General features: G+C 61.5%; 21 protein-coding genes. 16 read left to right on the forward strand and 5 right to left on the reverse strand.

The genetic code is table 11. The features are described from left to right. Positions 1-5 precede the first annotated feature (5 nt). From Q8X48_RS15865 to Q8X48_RS15910, 10 genes are all read left to right on the forward strand, one after another. Complete coding sequence (locus Q8X48_RS15865) at positions 6-887, forward strand: CoA transferase subunit A (RefSeq protein WP_407801109.1); 882 nt, start codon at positions 6-8, stop codon at positions 885-887. A 12-nt stretch (positions 888-899) separates the two neighbouring features. Continuing rightward, positions 900-1,688 carry a CoA-transferase subunit beta gene (locus tag Q8X48_RS15870; RefSeq protein ID WP_407801110.1) on the forward strand — a complete coding sequence of 263 codons (789 nt, stop codon included), beginning with the start codon at positions 900-902 and terminating at the stop codon, positions 1,686-1,688. A 25-nt stretch (positions 1,689-1,713) separates the two neighbouring features. After that, entirely contained in the window at positions 1,714-2,586 is an 873-nt protein-coding gene (locus Q8X48_RS15875; protein WP_407801111.1) for an enoyl-CoA hydratase, read from the forward strand. A gap of 2 nt (positions 2,587-2,588) precedes the next feature. Continuing rightward, positions 2,589-3,656 carry an NAD(P)H-dependent flavin oxidoreductase gene (locus Q8X48_RS15880; protein WP_407801112.1) on the forward strand — a complete coding sequence of 356 codons (1,068 nt, stop codon included), beginning with the start codon at positions 2,589-2,591 and terminating at the stop codon, positions 3,654-3,656. 29 nt (positions 3,657-3,685) lie between these two features. After that, positions 3,686-4,441 carry an enoyl-CoA hydratase family protein gene (locus Q8X48_RS15885; RefSeq protein WP_407801113.1) on the forward strand — a complete coding sequence of 252 codons (756 nt, stop codon included), beginning with the start codon at positions 3,686-3,688 and terminating at the stop codon, positions 4,439-4,441. Positions 4,442-4,451: 10 nt separating this feature from the next. After that, positions 4,452-5,618 carry an acyl-CoA dehydrogenase family protein gene (locus Q8X48_RS15890; RefSeq protein ID WP_407801193.1) on the forward strand — a complete coding sequence of 389 codons (1,167 nt, stop codon included), beginning with the start codon at positions 4,452-4,454 and terminating at the stop codon, positions 5,616-5,618. A 10-nt stretch (positions 5,619-5,628) separates the two neighbouring features. Beyond that, positions 5,629-6,684 (forward strand): acyl-CoA dehydrogenase family protein, encoded by a 1,056-nt coding sequence (locus tag Q8X48_RS15895; protein ID WP_407801114.1) that lies wholly within the window; start codon positions 5,629-5,631, stop codon positions 6,682-6,684. A 168-nt stretch (positions 6,685-6,852) separates the two neighbouring features. Further along, positions 6,853-8,001 (forward strand): acetyl-CoA C-acetyltransferase, encoded by a 1,149-nt coding sequence (locus Q8X48_RS15900; RefSeq protein ID WP_095967394.1) that lies wholly within the window; start codon positions 6,853-6,855, stop codon positions 7,999-8,001. Positions 8,002-8,162: 161 nt separating this feature from the next. Continuing rightward, positions 8,163-9,038, forward strand: coding sequence for an SDR family oxidoreductase (locus tag Q8X48_RS15905; protein WP_407801115.1), 876 nt, complete (start codon positions 8,163-8,165; stop codon positions 9,036-9,038). 197 nt (positions 9,039-9,235) lie between these two features. Continuing rightward, positions 9,236-9,745 (forward strand): DUF1993 domain-containing protein, encoded by a 510-nt coding sequence (locus Q8X48_RS15910; RefSeq protein ID WP_217835767.1) that lies wholly within the window; start codon positions 9,236-9,238, stop codon positions 9,743-9,745. A gap of 187 nt (positions 9,746-9,932) precedes the next feature. Here Q8X48_RS15910 and sstT read toward each other — a convergent pair whose 3' ends face one another. Then, positions 9,933-11,165 (reverse strand): serine/threonine transporter SstT, encoded by a 1,233-nt coding sequence (sstT, locus tag Q8X48_RS15915; protein WP_407801116.1) that lies wholly within the window; start codon positions 11,163-11,165, stop codon positions 9,933-9,935. Between the two features lie 317 nt (positions 11,166-11,482). Here sstT and Q8X48_RS15920 point away from each other — a divergent pair, with 317 nt between their 5' ends. Then, entirely contained in the window at positions 11,483-12,646 is a 1,164-nt protein-coding gene (locus Q8X48_RS15920; protein WP_407801117.1) for an MFS transporter, read from the forward strand. Here Q8X48_RS15920 and nhaR read toward each other — a convergent pair. After that, a complete protein-coding gene (gene nhaR / locus Q8X48_RS15925) occupies positions 12,633-13,532 on the reverse strand; it encodes a transcriptional activator NhaR (protein WP_407801118.1) in 900 nt (299 codons plus the stop codon). The two genes, Q8X48_RS15920 and nhaR, sit on opposite strands and share 14 nt — an antisense overlap. 159 nt (positions 13,533-13,691) lie before the next feature. On the opposite strand from nhaR, the gene Q8X48_RS15930 reads away from it, so the two are divergent. Both Q8X48_RS15930 and Q8X48_RS15935 read left to right on the forward strand, forming a co-directional pair. Further along, on the forward strand, positions 13,692-13,934 hold the full coding sequence (locus tag Q8X48_RS15930; RefSeq protein ID WP_126050385.1) for a hypothetical protein: 243 nt from the start codon (positions 13,692-13,694) through the stop codon (positions 13,932-13,934). A 29-nt stretch (positions 13,935-13,963) separates the two neighbouring features. After that, a complete protein-coding gene (locus tag Q8X48_RS15935) occupies positions 13,964-14,713 on the forward strand; it encodes a TerC family protein (protein ID WP_007977136.1) in 750 nt (249 codons plus the stop codon). A gap of 69 nt (positions 14,714-14,782) precedes the next feature. Here the strand turns inward: Q8X48_RS15935 and Q8X48_RS15940 are convergent, their stop codons facing one another. Beyond that, positions 14,783-14,950: a hypothetical protein gene (locus Q8X48_RS15940; RefSeq protein WP_217835763.1), complete on the reverse strand. Its 168-nt coding sequence runs from the start codon at positions 14,948-14,950 to the stop codon at positions 14,783-14,785. A gap of 178 nt (positions 14,951-15,128) precedes the next feature. Here Q8X48_RS15940 and Q8X48_RS15945 point away from each other — a divergent pair, with 178 nt between their 5' ends. The 3 genes from Q8X48_RS15945 to Q8X48_RS15955 all read left to right on the forward strand — a co-directional run bounded on the left by Q8X48_RS15945 (position 15,129) and on the right by Q8X48_RS15955 (position 16,398). Then, a complete protein-coding gene (locus tag Q8X48_RS15945; RefSeq protein ID WP_407801119.1) occupies positions 15,129-15,863 on the forward strand; it encodes a peptidase C39 family protein in 735 nt (244 codons plus the stop codon). 95 nt (positions 15,864-15,958) lie between these two features. Beyond that, positions 15,959-16,165 carry a DUF6021 family protein gene (locus tag Q8X48_RS15950; RefSeq protein ID WP_015094297.1) on the forward strand — a complete coding sequence of 69 codons (207 nt, stop codon included), beginning with the start codon at positions 15,959-15,961 and terminating at the stop codon, positions 16,163-16,165. 17 nt (positions 16,166-16,182) lie between these two features. Further along, positions 16,183-16,398, forward strand: coding sequence for a hypothetical protein (locus tag Q8X48_RS15955; RefSeq protein WP_015094298.1), 216 nt, complete (start codon positions 16,183-16,185; stop codon positions 16,396-16,398). 131 nt (positions 16,399-16,529) lie between these two features. Here Q8X48_RS15955 and pbpG read toward each other — a convergent pair whose 3' ends face one another. Both pbpG and folD read right to left on the reverse strand, forming a co-directional pair. Then, complete coding sequence (gene pbpG, locus Q8X48_RS15960) at positions 16,530-17,468, reverse strand: D-alanyl-D-alanine endopeptidase (RefSeq protein WP_015094299.1); 939 nt, start codon at positions 17,466-17,468, stop codon at positions 16,530-16,532. 237 nt (positions 17,469-17,705) lie between these two features. Then, on the reverse strand, positions 17,706-18,560 hold the full coding sequence (gene folD / locus Q8X48_RS15965; RefSeq protein WP_008001570.1) for a bifunctional methylenetetrahydrofolate dehydrogenase/methenyltetrahydrofolate cyclohydrolase FolD: 855 nt from the start codon (positions 18,558-18,560) through the stop codon (positions 17,706-17,708). Positions 18,561-18,621 lie beyond the last annotated feature (61 nt).

Raw genomic sequence — 18,621 nt, forward strand, 5'->3', positions numbered from 1 at the left:
AGACGATGGACAAGCAAATGAGCACCGCCGAGATCGTCGGCCAACTGCGTGACGGCATGACCATCGGTATCGGTGGCTGGGGCCCGCGCCGCAAGCCGATGGCGCTGGTGCGCGAAATTCTGCGCTCCGACCTCAAGGACCTGACGGTGGTTGCCTACGGCGGGGCCGATGTCGGCATGCTCTGCGCCGCCGGCAAGATCAGGAAACTGGTGTTCGCCTTCGTCTCCCTGGATTTCATTCCGCTGGAGCCGTACTTCCGCAAGGCGCGCCAGGAAGCGGCGCTGGACGTGATGGAGATCGACGAAGGCATGCTGCTGCTCGGCCTGCGGGCGGCGGCGATGAATGTGCCGTTCATTCCGACCGCCGTGGGCTTGGGCACCGATGTGCTGCGCCACAACCGCCAGATCAAGTTGATCGCCTCGCCCTACGCCGATGGCAAGGATTGGGTGGCGATGCCGGCCCTCAAGCTCGACGCGGCGCTGGTACACGTCGACCGTGCCGACAAACGCGGCGTGTGCCAGATCAGCGGCCCGGATCACTACATGGACGACCTGTTCGTACGGGCCGCAACCCACAGCTACGTGACCTGCGATGAACTGGTCGACAGCGACTACTTCCATCAGGACAGCGCCCATGCCCATCAAGTGTTCTGGGAACGCAACCTGACCACCGCCGTGGCCCACGTCCCGGGCGGTGCACATCCGTCGTCCTGCGCGCCGCTGTACGGTTTCGACGTCGCGCACTTCAAGGCCTACAACGCCACGGTGCAGGCCGCCGATGGCTGGGAAGGTTACGTGCGCGACTACGTCGACTGCACCCACGAACAGTACCTGGACAAGGTTGGCGGCCTGGCTGCGATCCGTGAACTGCCGTTGCCGATTTTCTAAGGGAGCCTTCCGATGAGCACTACCACTTACAGCCTCGCCGAACTGATGATCTGCGCCGCCTCCGAAGCCTGGCGCGAAGACGGCGAAGTGTTGGCCAGCGGCATCGGCGTGATCCCGCGCCTGGCGGCATCCTTGGCCATGCTGACCAGCAACCCGCAACTGCTGATGACCGACTCCGAAGCCTACATGGTCGCCGAACCGGTGCCTTTGGGCGCACGCAAGGGTTACGAGCCCAAGCGTGACAGCTGGATGGGTTTCTCGCGGATTTTCGACAACGTCTGGGGCGGCAAGCGCCATGCACTGGTCGGCCCGACCCAGATCGACCGCTTTGGCCAGGCGAACATTTCCTGCATCGGCGACTACGCCAAACCCAAGGCGCAGATGCTCGGTGTGCGCGGTTTCCCCGGCAACTCGATCAGCCACGCCAACTCGTTTTGCGTGCCGAGCCACAACCGTCGGGTGTTCGTCGAAGGCGAGGTCGATATGGTCGCTTCGGTCGGCTACAACCCGGCCCGCCTGGCGCGTGGCTGGAAGCTGGACGACATCGACATTCGCCTGATCATCACCGACCTCTGCGTCCTGGATTTCCAGGGCCCGCAACGGCAGATGCGCATCCGTTCGCTGCACCCCGGCGTGACGGCGGCGCAGGTCCAGGACAACACCGGCTTCGAGTTGCACGTGCCGGACGACTGCCCGACCACCGCAGCCCCGACCACCGAGCAATTGCAACTGATCCAGCGTCTGGACCCGCACAACCTGCGCGCCCTGCAGCTTAAAGACAACCCGCCAGGCCAGCGCTGAGCGCCCGCGTTTTCGGAGACAAGTGATGGCTGAACATAACGACAAGAACGAGGCCGAAGTGGTCCTGTACGAAGTGCGCGACGCGGTGGCAATCGTCACCATGAACCGTCCCGAGTACCACAACGCACAGAACTCGCAGATGACTTATGCGCTGGACGCGGCGTTTCGCCGGGCCTGCGATGACGATGAAGTGAAGGTCATCGTGTTGCGCGGCGCCGGCAAGCATTTCTCCGCCGGGCATGACATCGGCACCCCGGGCCGCGACGTCGACAAGAGCTTCGATCGCGCCAGCCTGTGGTACGACCACACCAACAAACCGGGCGGCGAGTTTCTCTATGCCCGTGAGCAGGAAGTCTATCTGGGCATGTGCCGACGCTGGCGCGAGATGCCCAAGCCGACCATCGCCATGGTCCAGGGCGCGTGCATTGCCGGTGGGCTGATGCTGGCCTGGGTGTGTGACTTGATCGTCGCCAGCGAGGATGCCTATTTCGCCGATCCGGTGGTGCGCATGGGCATTCCCGGGGTCGAGTATTTCGCCCACGTGCATGAATTGAACCCGCGCATCGCCAAGGAATTCCTGTTCCTCGGCGAGCGCATGCCGGCACCGCGCGCCTATCAGATGGGCATGCTCAATCGGGTGGTACCGCGCGACGAGCTGGAACAACAGACCCTCGACATCGCCGGGCGCATCGCCCAGATGCCGCGCCTGGGCCTGCAATTGAGCAAGCAAGCGGTGAACAACGCCGAAGACCTGATGGGCAAGCGCGCAACCATGGACATGGTGTTCGGCCTGCATCACTTCGCCCACGCCCACAACGAACTGGTGTCCGGCGACCGCCTCGGCGGCTACGACGCCAAGGCCATGGCCAGTTCCCAGCGCAAAACGGGCGAGGCGTGAGCATGGCGATTTCGTTGAATACCCGCCTGACCGAGCTGCTCGGTTGCCGCCATCCGATCATCCAGACCGCCATGGGCTGGGTCGCCGATCCGAAACTGGTGGCGGCCACGGGCAATGCCGGTGGTTTCGGTTTTCTCGCCGGGGCGACCATCGAACCACAGCACATGGAAGCGGCGATCCTCGAAACCCGGCGCCTGACCGACCAGCCGTTCGGGGTGAATTTCCACATGTACCAGGCCAATGCCGGCGAGATCGTCGATTTGGTACTGCGCCACAAAGTCCGTGCGGTCAGCTACAGCCGTTCGCCGGGCAAGCAAATGATCAGCCGCCTGAAAGATGCCGGGGTGGTGTGCATTCCCACGGTCGGCGCGCTCAAGCATGCGCAGAAAGCCGTGGAAATGGGCGCCGATGCGGTGACCGTACAGGGCGGCGAGGGCGGTGGGCACACCGGTTCCGTGCCGACCTTGATGCTGCTTGATCAAGTGGTCAATGCGGTTTCGGTGCCCGTGGTGGCGGCCGGTGGTTTCAAGGACGGCAAAGGCCTTGTGTCGGCCCTGGCCTACGGTGCTGAAGGCATCGCCATGGGCACGCGTTTTCTGATGTGCGCCGACAGCCCGGTGCCGCAGGCGACGTTGGCGCGTTACCTGGCGGTCAAGGACCCGGCCGCGATCATCATCAGCCGCGCCATCGACGGCATGCCGCAACGGATGATCCGCAACGAATTGCTCAACCAGCTGGAAAACAGCGGTGGTCTAAAGCGCCTGTTGCTGGCCTTGCAGAGTGGTCTGGCCTACCGTCGCCACACCGGCATGAGCCTGACGCAACTGCTGACCAGCGCGTTGAAGATGCGCGGTGCCGGAGAGCTGACCGCCGCGCAAAGCATCATGGCCGCCAACGCGCCGATGGTGATCCAGAAAGCCATGGTCGACGGGCAACCGGCCGCGGGCGTGTTGCCTGCCGGACAGATCGCCGCATCCATCGACAGCTTGCCCAGCTGCGCCCAATTGATTGAACAGATCGTCCGCGACGCCGAAGCGCGCCTGGGCGAACTGTGCTGCCGTGTGTCGTAAGGGGCCATGCATTGTGAAGGAAGGAAACCATGAAACCATTTAGCGTCAGCATCGAACACGGCATTGCCGAACTGGTGTTCAACCGGCCACCGGTCAACGCCTTCAACAACCAGGGCTGGGCTGATATCGCCAGCGAGATCGAGGGCCTGGGCCGCAACAACAACGTGCGGGTGATCGTGATTCGCGCCGAAGGTCGCGGCTTCTGTGCCGGGGTCGATATCAAGGAACTGGCGGCCGACGGCAACCTGATCATTGCGGTGAACAAAGGCAACTACGACAGCTTCAAGGCCATTCACCGCAACCCGAAACCGGTGATCGTCGCCGTGCACGGCTTCGTGCTGGGCGGCGGCATCGGCATCTGCGGCGCTGCCGACATCATTGTCGCGTCCGAGTGCGCCACCTTCGGCGTGCCGGAAGTGGATCGCGGGGCCATGGGTGGCGGCGCGCATTTGCAGCGGCTGTTCCCGGTGCAGAAGGTCCGCCACATGTACTTCACCGGCGAGCCGATCGACGCCGCCGAAGCTTACCGCCTGGGCGCGGTGGAGCAGGTGGTCAAGCGCGAAGACTTGCGCGAAGCCGCGTTGCAGATCGCCCGCACCATCGCCGCCAAGAGCCCGGGCATGATCAGCCTGGCCAAGGAAGCGCTGACCGGCATCGAAGACGGCAATCTGGAAGACAAATACCGCTGGGAGCAGGGCTTCACCCTCGAAGCCTACCGCTCACTGGACTCTCAGGAAGCACGCGACTCGTTCGTCGAGAAACGCGATGCCCGATTCAACGGCTGAAGGCATATCCATGGACCTGACCTATACCCCGGCCCAGCAGGCCTTTCGTGCCGAGGCGCGGACCTGGCTGGCGGCCAATGTACCGAGTGAACCGCTGCAATCGTTCGACACCGAACAGGGCTTTGCCGAGCACCGCGCCTGGGAAGCCAAGCTCAACGAAGGCCGTTGGGGCATGGTCACCTGGCCGACCGAGCTCGGCGGGCGTGGCTGCGACCTGATCGAATGGCTGATTTTCGAAGAGGAATACTACCGTTCCGGGGCACCGGCACGGGTCAACCAGAACGGCATCTTCCTGCTCGGCCCGACCCTGATGGAGTACGGCAGCGAAGAACAAAAGGCTCGGTTTCTGCCGCGCATGGCCACCGGCGAAGACATCTGGGCCCAGGCCTGGTCCGAGCCGGGTGCCGGTTCCGACATGGCGGCGATCCGCTCCAAGGCGGAACGGGTGGGCGACCACTACGTGATCAATGGCCAGAAGACCTGGTCGACCCGCGCGGTGTGGGCCGATTGGGTGTTCGGTATTTTCCGTACCGATCCACAGTCCCAGCGCCATCACGGCCTGACCTTCATCCTGCTGCCGCTCAATACGCCGGGCATCACCGTGCGGCCGATTCCGCAGCTCAACGGCTTGCCCGGGTTTGCCGAAATCTTCTTCGACGACGTCAAGGTGCCGGTGGAGAACGCCCTCGGCGGCGAAGGCATGGGCTGGCACGTGGCGATGTCCACCGCCGGTTTCGAGCGCGGTTTGTTGCTGCGCTCGCCGGCGCGTTTCCAGGAAACCGCCAAGCGTCTGGTGCAGCTGTACCTGGCCAACCGCGAGCAGGCCGACCGCGACCCGGCCATCGGTGAGGCGGTGATGCGCGCCTGGCTCGATGCCGAGGCCTACACCCTGAGCACCTACATGACCGCCTCGCAACTGGTGCAGGGCGGCAAGATCGGGCCGGAATCGTCGACCAACAAGATCTTCTGGTCCGAACTCGACCAGCGCATGCACGACACCGCCATGAGCATTCTTGGCCTGCGTGGTGAGCTGCTGCCGCAAGCCCCGGCCGCCGGTGACGTCGGCCATTGGCTGGACGGTTTCCTGTTTGCCCAGGCCGGGCCGATCTACGCCGGCACCAACGAGATCCAGCGCAACATCATTGCCGAACGCATGCTCGGCATGCCGCGTGCCTGAGGAATAGACCATGGACTTTAGTTTCAGCCGCGACCAACTGCTGTTTCAGGACAACGTCCGCAGCTTCCTGATCAACGAAGTCACCCCGGAACGCATTCGCGAACTGTGGCAGAGCGACAGCGGGCGCAGTGAGCGACTCTGGGCGCAACTGGTGGAACTGGGCCTGACCGCGCTGACCGTGCCCGAGGCGCAGGACGGCATGGGCATGAATGAACTGGATTTCGTGCTGATTGCTCAGGAATGCGGTTACGCCGGTCTGCCCGAACCGCTGGTGGACACCATGCTGGTGGGCGTGCCGATGCTCGCCGCCCTCGATGAGCAACACGCGACGCTCAAGCAATACTGGTTGGCGCGAGTTGCCGAGGGCAGTGCACGTCTGACCGTTTCTGAACCGGGGAACCCGCTGGTCAGCGATGCCCATGTTGCCGATCTGCTGTTGCTGGCCCATGGCGATGAAGTGCATGCACTGGAGCGCGATGCCGTGCGCCTGACCCGCAACGAGTCGGTCGACCCGAGCCGTCAACTGTTCCAGGTCGAATGGACGCCGACTCCCGCTACTTGCGTGGCCAGCGGCGAACAAGGAAGGCAACTGTGGGCGGCCGCCTTCAACCGAGGCGCTCTCGCCAGCGCTGCGCAATTGCTGGGGCTGGCCAAACGCATGGTCGACCTGGCGGTGGACTACACCTTCGAGCGCAAGCAGTTCGGCAAGCCGGTCGGCTCGTTCCAGGCGGTCAAGCATTTGATGGCCAACGTCGCGGTGCAGATCGAGTTCGCCAAAGGTCCGCTGTACCGCGCCGCTTATGCGCTGGCCGAGCAGCAACCGGGGCAGGACGTGCTGGTGTCCCACGCCAAGCTGGCAACGGCGGAAGCGGCCATGCTGGCGGCGAAGAACACCATCCAGGCCCACGGCGCCATGGGTTACACCTGGGAAGTCGACCTGCATCTGTTCATGAAACGCGCCTGGGCGCTGGACAAGGTCTGGGGCGATCGCGGCCATCACAAAGGGCGGATTCGCGCGGCGTTGTTCGACGGCAAGCCGACGCTGGGTGCGGGCAGTACGTTTTAACCCGTCAGTAAGGGTGACTACATCCCTGTGGGAGCGAGCTTGCTCGCGATGGCGGTGCGTCAGATGGCATCAATGTTGGATGTGTCGGCCTCATCGCGAGCAAGCTCGCTCCCACAGGTTTTTCGGCGCTCTCAATACCAGATTTCAATTTTTTCACCGAGGTAGACCATGCCTGAAGCCTATATCGTCGACGCCCTGCGCACGCCCACCGGGCGGCGCAAGGGTGGTCTGAGCCAGATTCACGCCGCCGATCTGGGCGCGCATGTTTTGCGCGCACTGGTCGAGCGCAATGACATTCCCGACGAGGATTACGACGACGTGATCTTCGGCTGTGTCGACACCATCGGCCCGCTGGCCGGTGACATCGCCCGCACCAGTTGGCTGGCGGCCGGCCTGTCGCAATCAGTGCCGGGCACCACCATCGATCGCCAGTGCGGTTCGTCCCAGCAAGCGGTGCACTTCGCCGCCCAGGCGGTGATGAGCGGCACCCAGGACGTGGTCATCGCCGGTGGCGTGCAGACCATGACCCAGATCCCGATTTCCTCGGCGATGATCGCTGCCGAGCCCTTGGGCTTCACCGATCCGTTCAGCGGCTCCGAAGGCTGGGTGCGGCGCTACGGTGCGCAACCGCCGACGCAGTTCCGTTCGGCGCAGATGATCGCCGAAAAGTGGGACCTGTCCCGGGCGCAGCTCGAAGCCTACTCGCTGGAGTCCCATCGACGGGCCTTGCAGGCCATCGAGCAAGGCCGCTTCAATCGCGAGATCGTGCCGTTGGCCGGTGTGCTGCATGACGAAACCCCGCGCCAGACCAGCCTGGAAAAAATGGCCGAGCTGGAGTTCCTGTTCGGCTGTGACCGGGTCACCGCGGCAGTGTCGAGCCAGACCTGTGACGCGGCCAGTGCGATGCTGATCGTCTCGGAGGCGGCGCTCAAGCGTTACGGCCTGACGCCACGGGCACGCATCCATCACCTGAGCGTGCGCGCCGAAGACCCGATCTGGATGCTCACCGCGCCGATCCCGGCCACGGCTTATGCGCTCAAGCGTGCGGGGATGAAACTGCAAGACATCGACCGGGTGGAGATCAACGAAGCCTTCGCTTCGGTGGCCATGGCCTGGCTGAAAGAGACCGGCTATCCGCACGAACAGACCAACGTCAACGGCGGCGCGATTGCCCTCGGCCATCCGCTGGGCGCCACCGGCACCCGTTTGATGTGCAGCCTGCTGCATGAACTGGAGCGCAGCGGCGGACGCTTCGGTATGCAGACCATGTGCGAAGGCGGTGGGCAGGCCAATGTGACCATCATCGAACGTTTGTAATCAGGAATCACACCGATCCTGTAGGAGCGAGCCTGCTCGCGATGGACTCAAGAACGACGCGGTGATTCAGATACCCCACGTATTCGTTAACGACCATCGCGAGCAGGCTCGCTCCTACAGGGGATTGTGTCGATTAGTGAAGAATTTGAAGGAATAGACTCATGAAAATCTGTGAAAACCGCGTCGTGATCATCACCGGTGCCGGCGGTGGTCTGGGCCGGGCCTACGCGATGGCTTTCGCTGCCGAAGGCGCGAAGGTGGTGGTCAACGACATCAACCGCGAAGCGGCCTTGGCCGTGGTCGGCGACATCCTCGGCCAGGGCGGCAGTGCCGTGGCCAACAGCGACGATATCACCCGCTACGATTCGGCAGGGCTGATCGTGCGCCAGGCCATCGAAACCTTTGGCGAGCTGAACGTGGTGGTCAACAACGCCGGCATCTGCCGTGACCGCATGTTCGCCAGCCTCAGCGAATCCGACTGGGACGCCGTGGTGGCGGTGCACCTCAAGGGCCACTTCTGCATTTCCAGCCACGCCGTGAAGTACTGGCGTGAGCAGGCCAAGAGCGGCGCCAAGGTCGATGCGCGGATCATCAACACCAGTTCCGGCGCCGGTTTACAGGGTTCCATTGGACAGTCCAACTATGCGGCGGCCAAGGGCGGTATTGCTTCGCTGACGCTGGTGCAGGCGGCTGAACTGCGCCGTTACGGGATCACCGCCAACGCCCTGGCGCCGGCCGCGCGTACCGGAATGACCGAGCAGGTGTTCGCCGACACCATGAAAAAACCTGAAGCGGGCTTCGATTACTTCGCCCCGGAAAACGTCGCGCCGCTGGTGGTGTGGCTGGGTTCCGAGGCGTCCGCCGAGGTGACCGGACAGATGTTCGAAGTCGAGGGCGGCAAGTTGTCGATCGCCGATGGCTGGCGCCGTGGCCCGCAACTGGATCGCCAGGGCCGCTGGGCGGTTGGCGAGATGGGCGATGCCGTCGCGCAACTGCTGACGCAAGTGGTACCGGCGGCCAAAGTGTACGGCAGCTGAAAAAGACCGGTCTCGGGAGGGCGGCACGCGGCTATAATCGGCCCCTGATGCTGATCACCTGTAGGAGCGAGCCTGCTCGCGATGGACTTCGGCGCAACGCGTTCATCCAGACAGGACGCGTTTTCGTTAACGACCATCGCGAGCAGGCTCGCTCCTACAGATGCACATGACCCACGTTCCTCCACACGAGACCTGCCATGACCATTTCCCTGTACGACGCTTCCGTGCCTGTTTTCCAGCAAATGCTCAACGCCCTGAGCGATGTACTGAAAAAGGCCGAGGCTCACGCCGCCGAAAAAAACATCGACCCTAACGCCTTCCTGCAAGCGCGCCTGTTCCCGGACATGTTCCCGCTGGTGCGCCAGGTACAGATTGCCGTTGATTTCGCCAAGGGCGTTTCTTCCCGTCTGGCCGAAGTTGAAGTGCCGAAGTACGACGACACCGAAACCACTTTCGCCGAACTGCAAGCGCTGCTGAGCAAAGTTCTGGCTTACATCGGCGAGTTCACGCCTGAGCAGATCAACGGCAAGGAAGGCATCGAGATCGTCACCCGTCCGGGCACGCCTAAAGAGAAGCGCTTCAGCGGCCAGTCCTACCTGCTGACCTACGGCCTGCCGCAGTTCTTCTTCCACGTCACTACCACTTATGCACTGCTGCGCCACAATGGCGTGGAAGTGGGCAAGCGCGACTACATGGGCGCGTTCTAAACCGCCCGGGTACAAAAAAGCCCGCCAAGGTTTACGCCTTGGCGGGCTTTTTCATACACGCATATGTTTCAAATACACCGCCGACCCTGTGGGAGCGGGCTTGCCCGCGATGGCGGTGTAACCTTCAACATTGATGTTGACTGACCCACCGCTATCGCGAGCAAGCTCGCTCCCACAGGGATTTGTGTCAGGCCAGGCGCTCTGTTTTTGCCTCTTCACCCAGGCAAGCCGCCGCCGTGAACAGCACATCGGTGGAGGAGTTCAGTGCGGTTTCCGCCGAGTCCTGCAACACGCCGATGATGAACCCGACCGCCACCACCTGCATGGCGATTTCGCTCGGGATGCCGAACAGGCTGCATGCCAGCGGAATCAGCAACAGCGAACCGCCGGCCACACCCGAAGCACCACAGGCGCAGATCGCCGCGACCACGCTCAGCAGGATCGCGGTGGGAATGTCCACGGTGATGCCCAGGGTGTGTACGGCGGCCAGGGTCAGCACGGTGATGGTGATCGCCGCGCCGGCCATGTTGATGGTCGCGCCCAGCGGGATCGATACCGAGTAGGTGTCTTCGTGCAGGCCCAGGCGCTTGCTCAATTCCAGGTTGACCGGAATGTTCGCCGCCGAACTGCGGGTGAAGAATGCGGTAATGCCGCTTTCGCGCAGGCAGGTCAGCACCAGCGGATACGGATTGCGGCGCACTTTCCAGAAGACAATGATCGGGTTCATCACCAGTGCCACGAACAGCATGCAGCCCAGCAGCACGGCCAGCAGGTGCGCATAACCGATCAAGGCGCCGAAGCCGGAGGTGGCCAGGGTCGAGGCCACCAGCCCGAAGATGCCCAGCGGAGCGAAACTGATCACCAGGCGCACGATCACGGTCACGCCGTTGGACAGGTCGCCCAGCACTTCACGGGTGGTGTCGCCGGCATGACGAATGGCGATGCCCATGCCGATGGCCCACGCCAGGATGCCGATGAAATTGGCGTTCATCAGCGCGCTGACCGGATTGTCGACCACACTCAGCAACAGGCTTTGCAGTACTTCGCCAATCCCGCCCGGTGCTGTGACCGCGACGTCCTGGGTCGACAGCACCAGGCTGGACGGGAACGTCATGCTGGCAACCACCGCGACCACCGCGGCGGCGAAAGTGCCCAGCAGATACAGGAACAGAATCGGCCGGATGTGGGTTTCCTGGCCGTGCTTGTGGTTGGCAATCGACGCCATGACCAGCACGAACACCAGAATCGGTGCAACGGCTTTCAGTGCCGAGACAAACACTTTGCCGATGAACGCCGTGGATTTCGCCACATCGGGGGCAATCAGCGCCAAGGCAATACCGGCGATCAGGCCGATCACAATTTGTGTAACCAGGCTCAAGCGTTTAAGGCGGTGTAATAGAGAAGGGGATGAAGCAGTCATAAAACAGCATCTCTGATTTTTTATTAGTGCGAGGTTTCACCGCGCATGCAGCCCGCTGGAAACCGAAGAGGATCGTGACATCGACGCCAAAATGACCGATGAACACAGGGTGTACGTTTTTCAGGGCGCGGACTTTATCACAGCGCAGGACCGATCTTTCAGACCTGTGACGAACTGCCGCCCTGGTCTTCAACGCGAATTGCAGGTTCGTGCAACCGCATCCGAAAACACTCTGTTAAGATTCGCCATCCTCATTTTCATGTCTGCCAGTGGGCCTTCGGGCTATCGCTGGTGTTTTCGTTTTTCTGGAGTTGTGCATGCGGTTGTTGCCCATTCTTCTGTTGTCTGCCGCCGGTTTCACGGTGCTGACCACGGAATTCATCATCGTTGGCCTGTTGCCGGCTATCGCCAGGGACCTGGAGGTCAGCATCCCGCAGGCCGGTTTGCTGGTGACCTTGTTCGCGTTTACCGTGGCCGCGTTCGGGCCGTTCCTCACGGCTTATTTCGCTCGCTTCGAGCGGCGCAAGCTGTTCATCTCGGTGCTGATCCTGTTTGGCCTGGCCAATACGCTGGCGGCGCTGGCGCCGAACATCTGGGTGATGGCGTTTGCCCGGTTGATCCCGGCGCTGGGGCTACCGGTGTTCTGGGCGCTGGCCAGCGAAACGGCGGTGGACATCGTCGGGCCGGATTACGCCGGTCGCGCCATCGCCAAGATCGGCTTCGGCATTGTCTGCGCCACGGTGTTCGGCATTCCGGTGGGCACGCTGATTTCCGATGCGTTCGGCTGGCGCAGTGCCTTTGCGATTCTGGCGGTCATCGCCTTTGCCAAGGCGCTGCTGCTGTTTATCTATCTGCCCAGGACCAACCTGCACCAGCATCAGGTGAGCTTTGTGTCGCAGTTCAAGATCCTGCGCAGCCCGCTGATGCTCGGTCATGTGTTGCTGTCGGTGATCGTGTTCAGCGGCATGTTCACGGCCTATACCTATCTGGCCGACATCCTCGAGCGTCTGGCCGGCTTCAACGGCACCCTGGTCGGCTGGTGCCTGATGGGCTTCGGCGCGGTCGGGTTGATCGGTAACTCCCTGGGCGGCCGGGCAGTGGATCGGCACCCGCTGATGGCGTCGATGATGTTCTGTGCGTTCATGATTGCCGGCCTGGTGGCACTGGTGCCGAACATCCATTCACCGCTCGGTCTGGCGGCGGCGATGGGCATCTGGGGCGTGACTCAGGCGGCGTTGTTCCTGGTCAGCCATGTGCGCCTGATGAAAGCCGCGCCCGAAGCGCCGGCATTTGCCGCGTCGCTGAACATCGCCGGGGCCAACCTCGGTATCGGCCTGGGCGCGATGATCGGTGGTCGGGTGATCGACAGCGTCGGCCTGCAAGGCCTTGGCTTTGCCGCCGCCGCTTTCATTCTGGCTTCGATCCTGCTGGCCATCGCCCTGATGACGTTCAAGCCGCGCGAAGCGGTTACAGCGCTGTAAACAGCTCGCGTCGGGCACCTTCGGTAATGGCGACAATGCCGGGGTGCTTGACCTTGCGCTCCACTGAGATGGCATAGAACGACTCGCTCACCGCATCGGTCTGGCCGATCACTAGCACGCCATACTGGCGCCGCACTTCATCGGCAATCACGCTCGGGCCGATGAAGATCCCGCTGCCGGATTGGCCGAAGGCCTGCATCAGGGCGCTATCGTCGAACTCGCCGACAATCTGCGGCTGGATCTGCTGCTCGGCGAACCAGCGCTGCAAACGGCTGCGCACCACGGTTTCCGGACCTGGAATCAGCAGTGGCGCACCGTGCAGGTTGCGCGGGAAGTCCTGACCGAAGCGTGCCGCCAACTCAGGGGTGGCGAAGAAGCTGATCCCGCACTCACCCAGTTTCTGGCTGTAGCCCTTGATGTCCAGGTGCGACGGCATCGGGCTATCGGAGATCACCAGGTCCAGGCGCTGGATCGCCAGGTCGGCCAACAAACGTTCAAGCTTGTCTTCGCGGCAGGTGATGCGCAGCGGTTCGCTCAGCTCCATGGTCGGTGCAATCAGGCGATAGACGATGGACTTGGGCACCACGTCGGCCACCCCGACACGAAACAGAATTTGCTGCTCATTGGGTTGTGCCCGCAGCATCAGTTCCAGTTCGCCACCCAGCTGGAACATTTGCTCGGCGTAGGGCAGTGCCTGGCGTCCGGCCTCGGTCAGTTCGAGTTGCCGTCCGACGCGCCGAAACAACTCGATGCCAAAGGTCTGTTCCAGCAATGAAATCTGCCCGCTGATGGTTTGCGGTGTGAGGTTCAGTTGTTCGCAGGCGCGCACGATGCTGCCGGTCTTGGCCACCACCCAGAAATAATGCAGTTGTCGATAATTCAACATAGGTACGGTCCCTACATCTAAAGCAAGAAAGTATGGGTTCGTAAAAAACGAAGTATATACCGCAAAAATACGAATTTTCCTGAAGTGTTCGCTTCCCTAGAATGCATCGCTATCAACGGGCCATCGTTTCGGTCCCGTTCGTTCTATCGAGGGAGCATCATGAAAATTAAATCCACGGCGCTGTTGATCACATCTTTACTGGTATTGGCCGGTTGCGACCAGGCCGAGAAAAGCGCTCAACAGTTGATGGGCAAGGCCGCCGAAAGCGCCAAACAGGCGATTGACGATACCCACAAGGCTGCCGAACAGGCACTCAGCGATGCCACCAGCGGGTTGATCAGCAAAAAAGAATCATCGGAAAAAGAATCGGAAAAAACCGAATCTTCCTCCCAGGAAATCTAAACCGTATTACAACGAGTCAGGACTGACCCATGGACTACCTTTTACAACTTGCCGCCAGCCCCACTGCCTGGGTTGCCCTGGCCACCCTGGTGGTGATGGAAATCGTGCTCGGCATCGATAACCTGATCTTCATTTCGATCCTGACCAACAAGCTGCCCGAGCAACACAGGCAGAAGGCACGGCGCATTGGTATCGGCATGGCGCTGATCCTGCGATTGGGTCTGCTGAGCACCATCGCGTTCATCGTCCAGTTGACCGCTCCGGTGATCGAGATTCTCGGCCACGCGTTTTCCTGGAAAGACATGATCCTGATCGCCGGTGGCCTGTTCCTGTTGTGGAAGGCGACCACCGAGATCCATCACAGCATGGACCCGGCGCCGGATGATCCGACGTCCAAGACATCCACCGTGACCCTGGGCTTTGCTGCGGCGATCGGCCAGATCCTGATGCTGGACATGGTGTTTTCCATCGACAGCATCATTACCGCTGTCGGCATGACCGAGCATTTGCCGATCATGATCATCGCGGTGGTGGTGTCGGTGCTGGTGATGTTGTTTGCCGCTGATCCGTTGGCCAAGTTCATCAACGACAACCCGACGGTGGTGATGCTGGCCCTGGGCTTCCTGATCATGATCGGCATGACGCTGATCGCCGAAGGCTTCGGCGCCCATGTACCGAAAGGCTACGTCTATGCGGCCATGGCGTTCTCGGCTTCGATCGAGGTGTTGAACATGATGTCTCGCCGGGCCCGGCAGAAGCAGGTAAACGCTGACGCTTGACGGTAGATGAAAGCAAAACGGCCGCCTGAATCCAGGCGGCCGTTTTTGTTTGTTCGAAGAAAATATCGGTCAGTGAGCGTTGGCGTGTTGGCTGCGCGTCTCGTCCGCTTCTGGCGCCGTTGCGGGTGGGGCAGGGTGATGGTGGCGGCGAGTGATGCGCAGCACGCCCCACAGCATGGCAGCGGCTACCGCCAGCCAGCTGCAAATCAACATCGCAATGATCATGGTCAGGCTCATCTGCGCCTCCTCTTTGCCCTGCTGCGGGCACACACGCTTCACTGTCGTCTCTTAGAACACAGTCTAGCCGTTACTGCATTTCAGACTATTGACCGAAAGTCGGCAGTCACCAACCAGTTCGCTCTATCGAATGAACGCGTCTGCCGTTTAAAGCTATACCCTGGCAGCGCGGCGACCTATGATCGACGACCGAGCCGGGAATGGGATTGCCTGGCGTCTGAACCTGAACAAGAGAGAGCTGATGGTGCGGGTATTTTCTCGAATTTTGTCGGCCATGCTGATGGCCGGTTGCGTGGCAAGTCTGGCGGGCTGCGCCGGGAGTGTTGCGCCCGAGATCAAGCGTTTGCCGGAGCGAGTCGAACTCAGCGGCCGATTCTACCGGGGCGATGCGTATCAAAGCGGGCCGCAGGTGCTGGCCAGCATGCTGTCCCAGCAGGGCATCGTGATCACCCCGGGCTTGCTCGAAAAGCCCTTGCATTTGCCGGGGGGTGAAGCGCAGTTGCAACAGAACATGCAGAACCTGGCCCGCGAGTACGGGATGGTGGTTTATCCCCTCGACAGCAACCTTGCGGCTTTGTTGACGCAGGTCGCCGCCGGTTATCCGGTGATGGTGCGCTTCACCGAGGGCTCGGCCATGTGGGCCGAACCGCGTTACGCCATTCTAGCCGGCTACAACCGCCAGAAGCAGACGGTCCTGTTGCGCGCGGGGATGGATCGCCGCGAACTGATGAGCTTCAGCGCCTTCGAGTCGGCATTCAAGGACGCCGGTGGCTGGGCCGTGCTGATCCAGAATCCGACGCAGATCCCGTCGCAGGTCGATCAGCAGCGATGGCTCAATGCCGCCAACGAGCTGGCTCAAGCCGGTCAGGAGCAGGCCGCCGCCAAGGCGAAAAAAGCCCTGGCCGCACACTAAGTCCGTTGGTCACCCGACGGGCACCATCGTTCGCCGCCGGCCTCTGATCTTCAAAGGCCCGGATCATTGTTCCGGGCCGAGATCAGGAGGCACCCATGGCTCACTCCACAACGCCCGTCGGTCCGCACTCGTCTGAACATTCCTCTGGCGATGAGCTGGGTTTCGACCCCGATTCCCCGGACCTTGCCGATCCTCAGGTCGACCCGATCGGGCCCGCCAAGGCACCGAGGGACGTGAAGCCGGGTGACAACCCCAAGGCTCCGGCCAAGCCCTACGATCCACTGGGTGATCTGAAACCTTAGGTTCAATGGAGGTGTGTATGTCTACCGATTCCAGTTTCGACGACAAACGTCCGGAAACCGTCCCCACGACCCCGGAGCAAAGCACCGATCCGGTGATGGATCCGGACAGCCCGTTGAGGGATCCCATGGCGCGGCCAACGGTGGTGCCCACTGAAAAACCGAAGGGGTGGAGAGATCCAAGTACCGGCGACGGCATCCCGGACGACGACCAGATGCCGCTGCCCAATGACTGAATAGCCGGAAAAAAGGTTCATCTGTAGGGGCCTTCGGCAGTTCCTACAGATATTTCGTAATCTGTGTTCCGTGAATCACCAAAAAAAAGCCCCGAGTGATCGGGGCTTTTTTTAATGTGTTTGCAGCAAGGTTACTGCGACGCTTCAACCACGCCGCTCTGCCGCTGCTTGAGGTTCTTGTCTGCCTTGTACTGCAAGGCTACGGAAGGCACGTCTGCGCTCTTTCCGCTCTCTACCCAATTACGCATGCGCGTGGCATCGGCAAAATGGGTGTACTTGCCATAGGCGTCAAGGATCACCAGGGCCACCGGGCGGTTACTCATTCGGGTCACCAGCACCAGGCAGTGGCCTGCTTCGTTGGTGAAACCGGTTTTTGTCAGCTGGATGTCCCAGTCCGGCTTGCGGACCAAATGGTCAGTGTTGCGAAAACCCAGGCTGTAGTTGGGTTTACGGAACGAGACGGTTTTTTCCTTGGTCGTGCTCAGCTCGGTCAGCAGCGGGTACTTGTGCGCGGCGATCAACAGTTTGCTCAAATCGCGAGCGGTCGAAACGTTGCGCGGGGAGAGGCCGGTCGGCTCGACGAAATGCGTGTTGGTCATGCCCAGTGCCCGGGCCTTGGCGTTCATGGCAGCAATGAACGCGGCATAGCCTCCCGGATAGTGGTGGGCCAGGCTTGCGGCGGCGCGGTTTTCGGATGACATCAGGGCAATCAGCAACATTTCCCGGCGCGGCAGTTCGCTCTTGAGCTTGACCCGGGAGTACACGCCTTTCATTTCCGGTGTGTCGCTGATGTTGATGTTGATGTATTCATCCATGTTCTGGCGGGCTTCGACCACGACCAGGCCGGTCATCAGTTTGCTGACGGACGCGATGGGGACGACGACGTCAGGATTGCTGGCATAGATGACTTTGTTGGTTTGCATGTCCAGCAGCAGGGAGCTGCCGGAAGCGAGCTTGAGTGTCTTCGTATCTCGCGGCGCTGCGGTGGTCTCGTCAGCACTGGCGATTGGCGTGAGGAAAGTTCCTGTAACTGCAAAAAATAGGCTCAGGATGGAAAGACGGATTTTCACGCTGGCAGACTCGCAAAGTGTTGATAAGCCGTTCTGTAACGGGCTATTTCGTTAAAAGCGCGACATTCTGGAGTATGGCTGAATAACTGTCGATGGTTGTTCAAACAACAGGCGAAAGTCCTGAGAAACATGAAAAAAATGTCATTTTCCGTCGGGTGGTCGAGTGTGTTTCGCAGGCAAAAAGAACCCCGCCAAGGGCGGGGTTCTTCGATTCGCTGTCAGCGTCTGCGGTGAAACTCAGCTGTGCAGGGTTTCAGCGGCGTAGAGGGTGTTTTCCAGCAGGCAGGCACGGGTCATCGGGCCAACGCCGCCCGGCACCGGAGTGATCCAGCCGGCGCGGGGCAGGGCGGTTTCATAGATCACGTCACCGACCAGCTTGCCATCGTCCTGACGGTTGATGCCGACATCGATCACGATCGCGCCTTCCTTGATCCATTCGCCCTTGACCAGTCCCGGCTTGCCGGCGGCGACGACGACCAGGTCCGCACGGCCGACATGCCCGGCCAGGTCCTTGGTAAAGCGGTGGGTGACGGTCACGGTGCAACCGGCCAGCAGCAATTCCATCGCCATCGGGCGGCCAACGATATTGGACGCACCGACGACCACGGCATTCATCCCGTAAAGATCGACCCCGGTGCTTTCCAGCAGGGTCATGATGCCTTTGGGGGTGCATGGGCGCAGTAGCGGGATACGCTGGGCCAGGCGACCGACGTTATAAGGATGGAAACCGTCGACGTCTTTGTCCGGACGAATGCGCTCCAGCAGTCTGGAGGCGTCCAGGTGTTCGGGAAGCGGAAGCTGAAGCAGGACGCCGTCGATCGCAGGATCGTCGTTCAGGCGATCGATCAGCTCGGTCAGCGCTTCTTGAGTGGTTTCGGAAGGCAGGTCATAAGCTTGGGACAGAAAGCCGACCTCTTCACAGTCTTTACGCTTGTGCGAGACATAAACCTGAGAGGCAGGATCGCTACCGACCAGGATCACCGCAAGGCCGGGCGTGCGCAGGCCTTGCTGGCGACGCTCGGTGACACGTTGGGCGATCTGCTGGCGCAGGCTGGCGGCGATCGATTTGCCGTCGATTAGTTGTGCAGTCATTGCGCGTGATTAACCATCGAGAGGGGAAAAAAAGAGAACGCATTCTCGCATGTCATGCGGT

Source organism: Pseudomonas sp. QLc11A (genome assembly GCF_052112305.1).
GTDB lineage: Bacteria > Pseudomonadota > Gammaproteobacteria > Pseudomonadales > Pseudomonadaceae > Aquipseudomonas > Aquipseudomonas laurylsulfatiphila.

Bases quoted from the DNA above. Each gene is read 5' to 3' on its own strand.
- Q8X48_RS15875 (WP_407801111.1), top strand. From the start codon at position 1,714: ATGGCTGAACATAACGACAAGAACGAGGCCGAAGTGGTCCTGTACGAA.
- Q8X48_RS15880 (WP_407801112.1), top strand. From the start codon at position 2,589: ATGGCGATTTCGTTGAATACCCGCCTGACCGAGCTGCTCGGTTGCCGC.
- Q8X48_RS15870 (WP_407801110.1), top strand. From the start codon at position 900: ATGAGCACTACCACTTACAGCCTCGCCGAACTGATGATCTGCGCCGCC.
- folD (WP_008001570.1), bottom strand. From the start codon at position 18,560: ATGACTGCACAACTAATCGACGGCAAATCGATCGCCGCCAGCCTGCGC.
- nhaR (WP_407801118.1), bottom strand. From the start codon at position 13,532: ATGTTGAATTATCGACAACTGCATTATTTCTGGGTGGTGGCCAAGACC.
- sstT (WP_407801116.1), bottom strand. From the start codon at position 11,165: ATGACTGCTTCATCCCCTTCTCTATTACACCGCCTTAAACGCTTGAGC.
- Q8X48_RS15955 (WP_015094298.1), top strand. From the start codon at position 16,183: ATGTCTACCGATTCCAGTTTCGACGACAAACGTCCGGAAACCGTCCCC.
- Q8X48_RS15930 (WP_126050385.1), top strand. From the start codon at position 13,692: ATGAAAATTAAATCCACGGCGCTGTTGATCACATCTTTACTGGTATTG.
- Q8X48_RS15895 (WP_407801114.1), top strand. From the start codon at position 5,629: ATGGACTTTAGTTTCAGCCGCGACCAACTGCTGTTTCAGGACAACGTC.
- Q8X48_RS15945 (WP_407801119.1), top strand. From the start codon at position 15,129: ATGATCGACGACCGAGCCGGGAATGGGATTGCCTGGCGTCTGAACCTG.
- Q8X48_RS15920 (WP_407801117.1), top strand. From the start codon at position 11,483: ATGCGGTTGTTGCCCATTCTTCTGTTGTCTGCCGCCGGTTTCACGGTG.
- Q8X48_RS15910 (WP_217835767.1), top strand. From the start codon at position 9,236: ATGACCATTTCCCTGTACGACGCTTCCGTGCCTGTTTTCCAGCAAATG.
- Q8X48_RS15890 (WP_407801193.1), top strand. From the start codon at position 4,452: ATGGACCTGACCTATACCCCGGCCCAGCAGGCCTTTCGTGCCGAGGCG.
- Q8X48_RS15935 (WP_007977136.1), top strand. From the start codon at position 13,964: ATGGACTACCTTTTACAACTTGCCGCCAGCCCCACTGCCTGGGTTGCC.
- Q8X48_RS15885 (WP_407801113.1), top strand. From the start codon at position 3,686: ATGAAACCATTTAGCGTCAGCATCGAACACGGCATTGCCGAACTGGTG.
- Q8X48_RS15940 (WP_217835763.1), bottom strand. From the start codon at position 14,950: ATGAGCCTGACCATGATCATTGCGATGTTGATTTGCAGCTGGCTGGCG.
- Q8X48_RS15900 (WP_095967394.1), top strand. From the start codon at position 6,853: ATGCCTGAAGCCTATATCGTCGACGCCCTGCGCACGCCCACCGGGCGG.
- Q8X48_RS15905 (WP_407801115.1), top strand. From the start codon at position 8,163: ATGAAAATCTGTGAAAACCGCGTCGTGATCATCACCGGTGCCGGCGGT.
- Q8X48_RS15950 (WP_015094297.1), top strand. From the start codon at position 15,959: ATGGCTCACTCCACAACGCCCGTCGGTCCGCACTCGTCTGAACATTCC.
- Q8X48_RS15865 (WP_407801109.1), top strand. From the start codon at position 6: ATGGACAAGCAAATGAGCACCGCCGAGATCGTCGGCCAACTGCGTGAC.